This is a genomic window from Prevotella sp. 885 (genome assembly GCF_002265625.1).
Classification (GTDB): domain Bacteria; phylum Bacteroidota; class Bacteroidia; order Bacteroidales; family Bacteroidaceae; genus Prevotella.
Map to the genome: position 1 here is coordinate 47,946 of NZ_NOVE01000002.1, position 11,601 is coordinate 59,546.

The 11,601-nt window shown below is 51.8% G+C and carries 10 protein-coding genes; 7 read left to right on the forward strand and 3 right to left on the reverse strand.

All coding sequences use genetic code 11. The features are described from left to right. Positions 1–475: 475 nt before the first annotated feature. Positions 476–1,831: an alanine/glycine:cation symporter family protein gene (locus CHL74_RS01005; protein ID WP_094879269.1), complete on the forward strand. Its 1,356-nt coding sequence runs from the start codon at positions 476–478 to the stop codon at positions 1,829–1,831. 75 nt (positions 1,832–1,906) lie between these two features. Here CHL74_RS01005 and CHL74_RS01010 read toward each other — a convergent pair whose 3' ends face one another. Further along, complete coding sequence (locus tag CHL74_RS01010; protein ID WP_094879270.1) at positions 1,907–2,524, reverse strand: radical SAM protein; 618 nt, start codon at positions 2,522–2,524, stop codon at positions 1,907–1,909. 1 nt (position 2,525) lies between these two features. Beyond that, positions 2,526–3,209 carry an energy transducer TonB gene (locus CHL74_RS01015; protein WP_094879271.1) on the reverse strand — a complete coding sequence of 228 codons (684 nt, stop codon included), beginning with the start codon at positions 3,207–3,209 and terminating at the stop codon, positions 2,526–2,528. Positions 3,210–3,331: 122 nt separating this feature from the next. Between CHL74_RS01015 and CHL74_RS01020 the strand changes: the two genes are divergently transcribed. From CHL74_RS01020 to CHL74_RS01030, 3 genes are all read left to right on the forward strand, one after another. Next, entirely contained in the window at positions 3,332–4,108 is a 777-nt protein-coding gene (locus tag CHL74_RS01020; protein WP_094879272.1) for a hypothetical protein, read from the forward strand. 141 nt (positions 4,109–4,249) lie between these two features. Further along, a complete protein-coding gene (locus CHL74_RS01025) occupies positions 4,250–4,822 on the forward strand; it encodes an RNA polymerase sigma factor (protein WP_094879273.1) in 573 nt (190 codons plus the stop codon). Between the two features lie 6 nt (positions 4,823–4,828). Continuing rightward, complete coding sequence (locus CHL74_RS01030; RefSeq protein WP_094879274.1) at positions 4,829–6,115, forward strand: porin family protein; 1,287 nt, start codon at positions 4,829–4,831, stop codon at positions 6,113–6,115. 654 nt (positions 6,116–6,769) lie between these two features. Here the strand turns inward: CHL74_RS01030 and CHL74_RS01035 are convergent. Further along, positions 6,770–8,113, reverse strand: coding sequence for a uracil-xanthine permease family protein (locus CHL74_RS01035; protein ID WP_094879275.1), 1,344 nt, complete (start codon positions 8,111–8,113; stop codon positions 6,770–6,772). A 237-nt stretch (positions 8,114–8,350) separates the two neighbouring features. Here CHL74_RS01035 and CHL74_RS01040 point away from each other — a divergent pair, with 237 nt between their 5' ends. From CHL74_RS01040 to CHL74_RS01050, 3 genes are read left to right on the forward strand one after another with little or no spacing between them, the layout of a single operon-like run. Beyond that, on the forward strand, positions 8,351–9,679 hold the full coding sequence (locus CHL74_RS01040; RefSeq protein WP_094879276.1) for a TolC family protein: 1,329 nt from the start codon (positions 8,351–8,353) through the stop codon (positions 9,677–9,679). Beyond that, positions 9,664–10,911 (forward strand): efflux RND transporter periplasmic adaptor subunit, encoded by a 1,248-nt coding sequence (locus CHL74_RS01045; RefSeq protein ID WP_094879277.1) that lies wholly within the window; start codon positions 9,664–9,666, stop codon positions 10,909–10,911. The genes CHL74_RS01040 and CHL74_RS01045 overlap by 16 nt, the downstream gene beginning before the upstream one ends. 8 nt (positions 10,912–10,919) lie before the next feature. Next, on the forward strand, positions 10,920–11,597 hold the full coding sequence (locus CHL74_RS01050) for an ABC transporter ATP-binding protein (RefSeq protein ID WP_094879278.1): 678 nt from the start codon (positions 10,920–10,922) through the stop codon (positions 11,595–11,597). The last annotated feature ends 4 nt before the right edge of the window (positions 11,598–11,601 follow it).

Consider the following 11,601-nt stretch of genomic DNA (forward strand, 5'->3'; position numbering starts at 1 on the left):
GTTTTACATGCGGTTTTTACTTGCAATAGAGGATGCACGCATAACGTAAGTGCCTGATTGTCTGGATTTATTGTTATACAGTGAGAGCTTGTAAGGAACAGAAAAATTCCGCAAGGTTTCCGTGTGCACAACTATCTTAGACAAAGACATCGTATGGTATGGCGCTGTAAATACTCTTGGCTATGCAACAGAAGAGGACAATGTGATAAAAGTGGTAGACAACAAACTTGCCAATGAATTGTTGGAAGTTCTGCTCACTTCCTAAATTCTGCGTAAACAATGCGTAAACCAAACTGTTTGAGTTTGGGGGTATGGAATGTGTTTGTGTCTGTCAATGCAAATATTGTGACGTGTGAACCATCATTAAGAAATATTTTATTACCTTTGCATCGTTTTATAAAGCATTTTGCAATGGCTTTATGGCAAACCGAAGCATATTGAAAGCCGTCGGGATAACAATGAATACACATTAGATATGGATAACGTCAACGATTTTTTCGCCACGCTAAGCTCGTTTCTTTGGGGCTGGCCCATGATTGTACTGCTACTTGGTACGCACGTTTTTCTTACCGTCCGCTTGCGTTTCCCGCAACGTAAGCTGTTCACAGCCATCCGTATTTCCGTACAGCGCGACAAGTCGCAGAAGGGTGATGTGTCGCAGTTCGGGGCGCTTGCCACAGCCCTTGCCGCCACCATCGGCACCGGAAACATCATTGGCGTTGCCACAGCGGTGGCGTTAGGCGGTCCGGGAGCGGTGTTCTGGTGCTGGCTTACAGGCGTGTTCGGCATTTCGACGAAGTATTCCGAGGCGTTGCTTGCTATAAAATACCGTGTGAAGTCTGAAAGTGGACGCATGCTTGGTGGTCCGATGTATACTCTGGAACGTGGCTTGGGATGGCGTAAGATGGGAATGTTGTTTGCCGTGTTTACAGCCATTGCTGCTTTCGGCATCGGCTGTACGGTGCAGGCCAATGCCATTTCCACGATAATGCACGCCTCGTACGGCATCAATACTGAGGTGAGTGGCGGCGTGCTGATGCTTCTTTCGGCGGCTGTTATCATCGGTGGCGTACGAAGCGTCTCGAAGGTCTGTAGCATGCTGGTGCCGCTTATGGCATTGCTTTATGTGCTGGGATGTATATTTATATTGTGTGTGAATGCCGGTTATGTGATGCCTGCGCTCAGGCTGATAGTTTGTTCGGCATTCTCGCCGCAAGCCGCAGGTGGCGGTTTTGCAGGTGCCTCAGTCATCATGGCTGCCCGTTACGGCATTGCACGCGGACTGTTCAGCAACGAGTCTGGACTTGGTTCGGCTCCTATTGTCGCTGCCGCTGCCCGTACCAAGAATCCGGTACGCCAGGCTTTGGTTTCCTCCACAGGCACTTTCTGGGACACGGTGGTGATATGTGCGCTCACCGGACTCGTAATCGTAAGCAGCATCATTGCCTATCCTGACATCGACTATAGCAATGGTGCGGAGCTTACGAAGATGGCTTTCTCGAAGATTCCCGTCATCGGTCCGTTCATATTGAGTTTCGGATTGCTCACTTTCGCCTTCAGCACCATTCTCGGTTGGGGCTATTATGGTGAGCGTGCTATGGAATATCTCAAGGGTAAGCGCTGGACTCACGCTTACCGCATGCTCTACATCGTTGCCGTTTTTGTCGGCAGCGTCGCCAATCTCACTATTGTGTGGAACATTGCCGACTGCATGAATGCGCTCATGGCCATCCCTAATCTTCTGTCCTTGATAGGTCTGAACGGCGTCATCGTACACGAAACGCGCAAGTATCTGTGGCGCAACCGGCTCGACCGCGAGATGAACGACTGACCTCAGCCTTCCTGCTCCCTTAATTGTCTTATTTTTGTGACACAAATTGGTGCATCATTGATGCACTAATTGCATCTAATGTCTGCAAATATACTCGAATTCGTCAAACCGCTCAAATCCCATTTGCTTTAATGCTTGCTTGCTGCGCTCCCGGTCTTCCGGCGTATTGAATTGAGGAATGAGCGGCAGACGGATGATGATTTTGTCTTTATGCTTGGCATGGGTGGAGAGCCATACGAGGTTGTCTATGACTTGCTGGTTGCTCTTGCCCGTGTAGGCTTGATAGATGGCGGGGTTCATGTCCTTTATGTCGATGATGAAGGAATGGATGAAGGGAGCCACTTCCTCCAAGTGGCGGCGAGGCACGTTCAGACTTGTCTCCATCGTAAACTGCCATCCTTCCGGGCATTGCCCGCAAAATTCCTTGATGAAGGAGCTTCGCAAGAGCGGTTCGCCTCCACCGAAGCAGATGCCGCCTCCCGTAGCGAGGAAGTAGAGATTGTCCATCTCCACGTCCTTCATCAGGAGTTCCGCGTCCGTTTCCTTCCATACGTCTTCGGCTTCAAGGCATTGCGGATTGAGGCAGTACTTGCAATGTAGAGGACACCCGTGGAACGCCACGAGCGTGGTGACCCCCTCACCGTCTATCGTAAGGCGGTGGCGGTCGATGCAGATAAGTGGAACTGTTGTCATTTTATTCTGTTCGGAAAGATACGGGTACTGTGTATTTTGTCTTCACCGCTTTGCCGTTCTGTTTACCGGGATTCCATTTCGGCATACCTTTCACAATCTTAACAGCCACCTCGTCAAATTCAGGCGTAAGGCTTCTCAATACCTTTACATCACTAATGCTTCCGTCCTCATTGATAACGAAGCCGACCATCACTCTGCCTTGAGCTGCTCCTTCACACATCTCTTCCGGATAATAGGTGTTGTCCTTGATGTATTGCATCAATGCTTTCTCGCCACCCGGAAATGAAGGCATCTCCTCGGCAGCACCGAATATCTTGCTGCTTGTTTCTTCCGGCTGACGGTATGGAGCAATCCCTAACAGTCTGGGACTTTCCTCTTCCGCTGGCTTCTCCACTCTTGGCTTGGCATTATCCGAAGCCGTTCTTTGTATCTTGCTGTTCGAGCATGCAGTCATGGCAACTATTCCAGCAGCGACGCCTGCCACCTTGATAGCCGTTCCAGCCATCTGTCGGAGTCTCAACTCATACTCCAGGTCTTTCACCTCCTGCTCGCATTTCGGGCAAGTTCCCCTGCATTCGCCCTTGAAGTGACATTCCTCGGGTGAATATTCAATTCCGTTGGCATCCGCTATTTCCTTGCGGATAGCCTTAAGCGTATCGCAGATATTGCGTCCTCTGGTTTTCATATATAGTTGGTTTTAGGTGTATTACATTTATTTGCAAAAATAACATATTATCAGCAAAACTCTTTGTGATTTAGCAAATAATTCTTTGTATCTTTGTGACTGACAACAAAACGTAGTGAGATATGAAGAAACTGATGGCTTTTTTGATGTTCTTGTCGGCAATGACGATGGGGGCTGCGGCGCAGGAAGTGTCGGGGCTGACACAGCCTATAACGCCTTCCTATTCGGACATTCTGATGATGAAGGCGATGGCGTCTTCTGATGTTCTTGCCACGCCAGTCATGCTTTCGCCTATGCCTATGTCGTTCGCTGTAGAGCAGCCGCTTGCCTACGGTTATGATGCGAGCCATACGGAGGCTACGTCGATGGAAGTGTCGAAGAATCTGAGTTTTACTGCCGTAGGAAACTATCGCAGCTACATCGGACTGATGGATGTGCAGTCAGTGAGTGGCGGCGTGCAGTACAGTCTTGGCGATCTGACCGTGCAGGGCATGCTCTCTGCCAACCGCTACCTCTATTACGATCGCGTCACCTCGCAATACGGCGTGTCTGGACAGATAGCCTACAGCTTCAGCCCGAACCTTTCTCTGACCGTCTTCGGCACTTACTACAACTCCAACCCGTTTATCTGCATGGCAGCATTCCCGTATGTGCCTACCACAAGTTACGGCGGATATATGACCGTTGGCAACCGCCGTTTCTACATGAATCTCGGTGTGGAGCGCCGCTACAATCCGTTCGAGCGCAAGATGGAGACCGTTCCCATCATTTCGCCTGCATTCAAGATTTCCAATAAAGTGACCGTAGAACTCCCCTTGGGCGACTTGATAGAGCATCTTGTTGAGGAGCTGGTGATGAAGAACAACGGACACGGACCGATGGTGCCACGCAGAAGGTAAAGGGATTATAAATTGCAGTTTTCCCTTTACTTGTATATTTCTTCATAATTCGCTATTTTTGCAGACGTTATTATTTTCTCTTGCTTCACAGGCAAGATTTGCCACCTTTGTGGTTTTTATGGATGTCAACCCAATATCAGAATGTTCGGAATAACCCTTAACAAGACACATAGCGAGGAGCGCCTGCTGCGGAAAGTGCAGAAGGGCGACACGTCAGCCGCGGAGTCGCTCTATAGGCTGCACGTGCGCTATCTGTCTGCCCTATGCTCGCGTTATCTTACCAATGACGAGGACATAAAGGACGTGCTGCAGGAGGCGTTCATTAAGATATTCACGCTGATCGGCGACTTTGAATATCGCGGCATGGGATCGTTGAGGGGATGGATGGCGAGGATTACGCTTAACGAAACTCTTAAGTTCCTGCGCACCGACAGCCGACTCAATTTCGTCGAAATGGACGAACGGCTGCTGGACGTGCCTGACTCCGACCTTGATACGGGAGACATTCCGACGGACGTATTGTTCGGCTTTGTGAGGGAACTGCCGGAAGGCTATCGCACGGTGTTCAATCTTTATGTCATAGATGGCAAGAGTCATAAGGAGATAGCCGCGCTGCTCGGCATCAAGGAGAACACTTCGGCGTCGCAGCTGTTTAAGGCGAAGGCGATGTTGGCGAGAAAGATAAAACAGTATAGAACCATCAATTCAGTTTAAGACACAATGAAAACAAATTGGCAAAAAGACATACACGACCGCTTGGGCAGCTACGAGAAGGATGCGCCCGAGGGACTCTGGGAAGGTATCAGCCGGAGAATGCCGAAGCTGAATGATGGTGTTATGCTGACGCACAAGCCTCAACGTACAGCCAAGTTCAGAATGTGGCGCGTGGCTGGTGTGGCTGCCGCAGCAAGCGTGGCGCTCGTCATAGGTTATAATTTCCTCGGCAATGACACGAAGGACAATATTAATATAGCGACAAACACAACTAATCATCATAATATGCTTGCTTCCAGCCAGAAGCCCATCGGCAACGAGCCTACGGACATCTGCGCTGATCAAGCCACGCATTCTGCGGACGATTTATTGTCGGAGCAGCCTAAATTGGCTAATGCCTCTACGGAGCAACCGACATTGGCTTCTGCCTCAATGGAGACAGACGTTAAGGAGATTAGCAGCAAGGAGGAGAACAGCAAGGAGGAGAACAAGCAGACGGTGACGAAGCCGGCGAAACGTGAGGACAGCTATGTGCTTCCCCAAAAACCGGACAACAATCTCCTGGCTTTCAACGACATGACGGAAAGAAGAGGGGATGAAGACGCACCGTCACGATGGAGCGTCTGCACGGGCGCAATGGGCGGTCTGGGCGCATCGGGCACCACTACCGCTTACGGCGACCACCTTGTGCTCTCATCTCCGGGAGTTGCGGACACGAAGGACTCGCCCATGCTGGACATGAACACCATCAACCGCGACATAGAAACAAAGACGGAGTATGATCATCATCTGCCCATACGCATAGGGCTGAGCGTGGCTTACGCTCTGACTGACCGGCTGAGCATCAGCAGCGGACTGACCTATACGCGCCTCTCGTCGGACATCAAGGACGCCTCAAGGGAGAGCAAATACATTGGAGAACAACGCCTGCATTACGTCGGCATCCCCGTGAACGTAAGCTATAAGGTGGCGTCATTCAGATGGTTGGTGCTGTACGGCACGGCGGGAGTGCTGGCGGAGAAATGCGTGTCGGGAACTACGGACGAGGGGTATGTTGAGAACAATACGATGAAATACACCAACACGCAAGACATCAGCAGCAAGCCTCTGCAGATGTCAGTAAACGCCGGAGTAGGCATACAGTTTGACATCATTGACAATGTCGGCATCTACGCCGAGCCTGGCCTCAGCTATTACTTCGACGACGGTTCGGCGCTGCAGACCATATACAAGGAAAAGCCCCTGAACTTCAATCTTAACGTGGGAGTGAGGTTTAAGTTGTCTAAATATTGAATTTGGATTTTTGAATTACAGCAGACAAGGCAAACTTAGGAGGCTATGGCGTCTCGCCGTAGCCACGCAGCCTACTATTGCAGGTTTTCTCCTCAACATCATACGGGATGCGTCAGTCCCCCTTTGGGGAACTATATGGGGTGGAAGTATCTCACGTACCCACAGCTGCGCTGCTTCGCAGCTTGCAGTGGGTTTCATAATATAGGTCCCGCTCCGCGGAACCCGCAGTTCATTATCAATCTGCTGGTTGTTCGTGGGTGCGTGGCTATGCCATGCAAATATCGTACAAAGAGTAAAAAGCTGTTACAAAATAAAAATTGATTATAGAGTCCTGGATTGCTATTTTTATGGTGTTACGCTGTGCAAACAGCACCCATACTTAACAATAACGCCACTTTTACAGTCCAATAGTGCCACTATTAGAGTGTAAAAGTGGCGCTATTGTATGATAAAAGTGGCACTATTAGAGTGCAAAAGTGGCGCTATTGCAACCCTATGATGCTTGTATTCATTGCACACTTCTTTCCCCGTCAGCATAATCAGCTGTGTGTCAATGCACTATCGCTGCACGCTCAAAACTCAAGAATTTCGCACCAAAGATTTCTTCGTGCGCTCAGCTCATAGTATTGAGCATCAGAAATGCAAATATTGTGTCTAATCAGTTCTGCCCGCTTTATGCTTCTTCTCCTTACCGTTAAAGCTCTTCACTTTCATGCCGAGCTGGTCAGGAAGGATGGCGTTGAGGAAGATGCCTACGAGGGCGGCGAGAGCTAAACCTGAGAATGAGACGGAGCCAATCTGTACGCCACCGTCCGTGCCGTACTGCACACCGATGGACACCACCATGATGAGAGCTGCGACGAAGACATTGCGCGATGAAGAGAAGTCGACGGAAGTCTCAACGAGGTTGCGCACACCAACAGCCGAAATCATACCGTAGAGGATGAGGCTCACACCGCCGATGGTGGCAGCCGGCATCAGACCGATGAGGCAAGCGAACTTCGGGCAGAAGCTAAGCAGGATGGCGAAGCAGGCGGCGAGGCGGATAACGGCAGGGTCGAACACCTTGGTGAGGTTGAGCACTCCCGTGTTTTCGCCGTACGTGGTGTTGGCAGGTGCACCGAAGAGAGAGGCGAGGAAGGTAGCAAGTCCGTCGCCGCAGAGCGTGCGGTGAAGTCCCGGATCCTTTATGAAGTTCTTGCCCACGGTGCTCTGAATGGCACACATGTCGCCGATGTGCTCCATGATGGTGGCGAAGGCGATGGGGAAGATGGCGATGATGGAGGTAAGGATAAGGTCGAAGTTGGGATCCTTGAAGACGGAGATGGCTGTGCGGTCCATGTCGATGGGCAGACCTATCCATGCCGCTTCGCTCAGCTTCGTGAAGTCAACCTCGCCCATCGCTGCAGCCAAGGCGTACGAGCCGAGCACGCCGAGGAGTATGGGGACAATCTTTATGATGCCCTTGCCCCAGATAGACGTACTGATGACGATGACGATGGCTGTAATGGCGAGCAGCCAGTTCTGCTGGCAGTTGCTGATGGCGGAGCCTGAAAGCGTCAGACCGATGGCGATGACCATCGGACCGGTCACCACTGGCGGGAAGAAGCGCATCACCTTCTCCGTGCCGAACATCTTGAGGAGGAATGCCATGACAAAGTAGAGCAGAGAGGCGGCTGCCACGCCGATGCAGGCATAGTTGAGCGCCACTTCGTCCGTCAGTCCCTGCGCCACGCAAAGTTGCTTGACGGAAGCATAGCCTCCGAGGAACGCAAAGCTGGAACCGAGGAAGGCTGGCACCTTCAGCTGCGAGACGAAATGGAAGATGAGCGTGCCTATACCCGCAAAGAGCAATGTGGCGCTGACGTCCAGTCCGGTGATGAGGGGAACGAGAATGGTGGCACCGAACATGGCGAACAGATGCTGGATGCCGAGTACTACAAATTTGGGCTTACCCAATTCACGGGCATCGTATATGCCCTGGTTGTCTGTGGTCATAATATTATGAGGTTTGTTTTAAATGGATATATATACAGTATATTTATATATCATAACGATTATACACATTTTTTATTGCCTAATGGATAAGGCAAAATTCGGTGCAACGCACCGCTATTGTATGATTTTCATACACTTTTCGTATGATTTGCTTTCGTTTCTTGTTTTTCTTCCGATTCATTATTACGTCGTACGTTTCCAGTCGTTAAATTTGCAACGTAAAAACAAAGAAACGACATGATGAAGCATCTACTTCTTATTATTTACGTCATTGCTGCCGCCTTGCCGCTGTCCGCTTCAGAGCCTTGGACCGTGGAGCGCTGCATGCAGTATGCTGCCGACCACAGTCACGGCGTGCGCCAGCAGCAGTTCGCGCTTGAGGACAGCCGTGCGGCGAAGACACAGGCCATCGGCGCGTTCCTGCCGAGCGTCTACGGCTCCGTGGACGGACAGATGAATTTCGGTCGTGCCATCGACCCGTCCACCAATACCTACACTGATGTAAGTACATTATACAACGGTTACGGTTTGCAGGCGTCGCTCGTGGTGTTCGACGGCTTGCAGCGATACAACAATCTGCGGCTTGCCAAGGCTAACGAGGCAATGGGTCGCAGCGGCGTAAGGGCAGAGAAGGACGATGTGGCGCTGAAGGTCTATAAGGCTTACATGGACCTCGTGTATTGCGAAGGCGCTGTCAGCCAGACCGCCAAGAAGCGCGACGAGAGCCGTGAACTGCTCCGTCAGACCAGTGTGATGGCTGAGGTGGGGCAGAAGAGCGATGCCGATGTGGCGCAGATGCGTGCCACGCTTGCCGCTGACGAATACGAGTTGGCGCACATGCAGAGTCAGACCACCAAGGCACGTTTGGCGCTGAAGCAACTGATGGGATTACCCGTTGACTCCGCTCTCGCCGTCATACAACCGTCCTTCGATGACGAAATCCTCACAGCCGAGGACGCTTCACAGATATCCGCTTTCGCCGCCACAGACAATCCGCGCATCTTTATGGCGCAGCAGAATGTGGAGGCGGCACGCTACAGTCTGCGTGCAGCACGCGGAGCATTACTTCCGACAATCTCTCTCTCTGGTGGCGTGTCCACTTCTTTCTTCCGCAATATGGATAAGGGCGGACACGCTTCTTTTTCTTCCCAGTTCCGCAACAACGCCGGCGAGTACGTAGGGCTGTCGCTCTCTATTCCGCTGTTCGACCGCCTCGCCTCGTATTCCACGATACGCCGACGCAAGACGGCTCTCGTTCAGGCGCAGGAGAACCTCGCGTACGAGCAGTCTGAACTGCGGCGCATCATTGTTGAGGCTGCCTCGGACGTGGCGAACAGCACGAAGGAGGTGGAGAAGATGCAGGAACAGGTGGAGGCGGACAGCATCGCCTCACGCCTCACCACACGCAAGTATGAGGAAGGCTTGGCATCATCCATAGACGTTAAGACGGCAGCTGTGACGCTGCTGCAGAGTAGGGTAAGGCTGTTGCAGAGCCAGCTGACAATGGCTTATAACAAAAAGCTATTAGCATATTATAAAGGAGAAAAATTATGGACCGACCTATAGAAAAGAAATCATTCATTCGCCGTTATGCTTTGTATATTGCGGCGGCGGTGGCAGTGGTGGCGCTGCTCACGTGGATAGTGTTCGGCAGCACGGCGAGCACGATGACCGTAGAGAGAGCTGACGTCACGGTGAGCGATGTCACACGTGGCAAGTTTGACGACTATGTGCGTCTTAACGGACAGGTGGTGCCCATCCAGGTGGTGCAGATATCGCCTGAAGAGGGAGGCATCGTGAGAGAAAAGGTTGTTGAGGAAGGCACTCGCGTGAAGAAAGGCGACGTGATATTGCGACTGAGCAACAGCAATCTGGACCTGCAGATTCTCAATGCTGAGGCTGAACTTGCCGAAAAGCAGAACCTGCTGCGCAACACGCAGGTGACCATGCAGCAGGACAGGCTCAACAACCGCACGGAGGAAGCCACGCTCGACATGGACTGCAATCGCAAGCTGCGTGCCTTTCAGCAGAACTCGCGCCTGTACAAGGAGAAGCTGATAAGCAAGGAGGTTTATCTTCAGAGCCGCGAGGACTATAATCTCGCTCAGCGCAAGCAGCGTCTTATAGGTCAGCGACTGAAGCAGGACAGCGTCTATCGTCACGTCCAGATGGCGCAGATGGAGGACAATCTTCAGAATATGTGCAAGAACGTGCTGCTCGTTCGTGAGCGCAAGAACAAGCTGGAGGTGCGGTCTGCCATCGACGGCGAGTTGGGACTGCTGGACGTGGAGCTTGGTCTGAACATACAGGCTGGTCAGAACATCGGACAGATAAACGATCTCAGCGACTTCAAGATAGAGGCGAAGATAGACGAGCACTACATCGACCGTGTGCGTCCGGGACTCATCGCCACCATCACGCGCGACGGCAAGCAATATCAGTTGCGTGTCCGCAAGGTTTATCCTGAGGTGCGCGACGGATCGTTCCGCACCGACTTCGTCTTCGTTAGCTCGCGTCCAGCACAGATGCGCAGCGGTCAGACTTACTACGTGGAGCTGGCTCTCGGCAAGTCGTCGCAGGCAACGCTAATCCCCCGCGGCACCTTCTTCCAGACCACCGGCGGCAACTGGATATACGTGCTCGACCGTTCGGGCAAGAAGGCGTACCGCCGCAAAATAAGCATAGCCCGCCAGAACCCGCAGTATTATGAGGTGACCGAGGGCTTGGAGCCTGGCGAAAAGGTAATAACCAGCGGCTACGAAGCATTCAAGGACAATGAAGTATTAATTTTAAAATAGTAATAATCATGATAAAGACAGAAAATCTTTCGAAGATCTTCCGCACGGAAGAAGTGGAGACAGTGGCTCTCAACGGTGTTAGCATAAACGTGGAAGACGGCGAGTTTGTCGCCATAATGGGACCGAGCGGTTGCGGCAAGTCGACGCTCCTCAACATCCTCGGACTCCTTGACAATCCCAACAGCGGCGAGTACTGGCTCGACGGCGAACCCGTTGGCAAGCTGAAGGAGAGCGAACGCACGAAGTATCGTCGCGGCAGGATAGGCTTCGTCTTCCAGAGTTTCAATCTCATCGACGAGCTTACCGTAGAGGAGAACGTAGACCTGCAGCTACGTTACCTCAATGTACCGTCCAAGGAACGCCGAGAACGCGTAACTGAGATTCTGCGCAAGGTGGGACTCTGCCAGCGTGCCAAGCATTATCCGCAGCAACTCTCCGGCGGTCAGCAGCAGCGTGTGGCTATAGCACGTGCCGTGGTGGGCAAGCCGAAGCTCATACTCGCCGACGAGCCGACAGGTAATCTCGACTCGAAGAGCGGACTCGCCGTAATGGAACTGCTCTCGCAGCTCAACGCCGAAGGAACCACCATCGTGATGGTGACCCACTCGCAGCACGACGCCAAGATGGCAAACAGAATTATCAACTTGTTCGACGGACAAGTAGTGGAGAATAAAAATATTCTTTAGGAGG

What these genes read in the sequence shown, in the direction of transcription:
- CHL74_RS01025 (WP_094879273.1), top strand. Translation starts at nt 4,250, where the DNA reads ATGTTCGGAATAACCCTTAACAAGACACATAGCGAGGAGCGCCTGCTG.
- CHL74_RS01040 (WP_094879276.1), top strand. Translation starts at nt 8,351, where the DNA reads ATGATGAAGCATCTACTTCTTATTATTTACGTCATTGCTGCCGCCTTG.
- CHL74_RS01035 (WP_094879275.1), bottom strand. Translation starts at nt 8,113, where the DNA reads ATGACCACAGACAACCAGGGCATATACGATGCCCGTGAATTGGGTAAG.
- CHL74_RS01045 (WP_094879277.1), top strand. Translation starts at nt 9,664, where the DNA reads ATGGACCGACCTATAGAAAAGAAATCATTCATTCGCCGTTATGCTTTG.
- CHL74_RS01030 (WP_094879274.1), top strand. Translation starts at nt 4,829, where the DNA reads ATGAAAACAAATTGGCAAAAAGACATACACGACCGCTTGGGCAGCTAC.
- CHL74_RS01015 (WP_094879271.1), bottom strand. Translation starts at nt 3,209, where the DNA reads ATGAAAACCAGAGGACGCAATATCTGCGATACGCTTAAGGCTATCCGC.
- CHL74_RS01010 (WP_094879270.1), bottom strand. Translation starts at nt 2,524, where the DNA reads ATGACAACAGTTCCACTTATCTGCATCGACCGCCACCGCCTTACGATA.
- CHL74_RS01020 (WP_094879272.1), top strand. Translation starts at nt 3,332, where the DNA reads ATGAAGAAACTGATGGCTTTTTTGATGTTCTTGTCGGCAATGACGATG.
- CHL74_RS01005 (WP_094879269.1), top strand. Translation starts at nt 476, where the DNA reads ATGGATAACGTCAACGATTTTTTCGCCACGCTAAGCTCGTTTCTTTGG.
- CHL74_RS01050 (WP_094879278.1), top strand. Translation starts at nt 10,920, where the DNA reads ATGATAAAGACAGAAAATCTTTCGAAGATCTTCCGCACGGAAGAAGTG.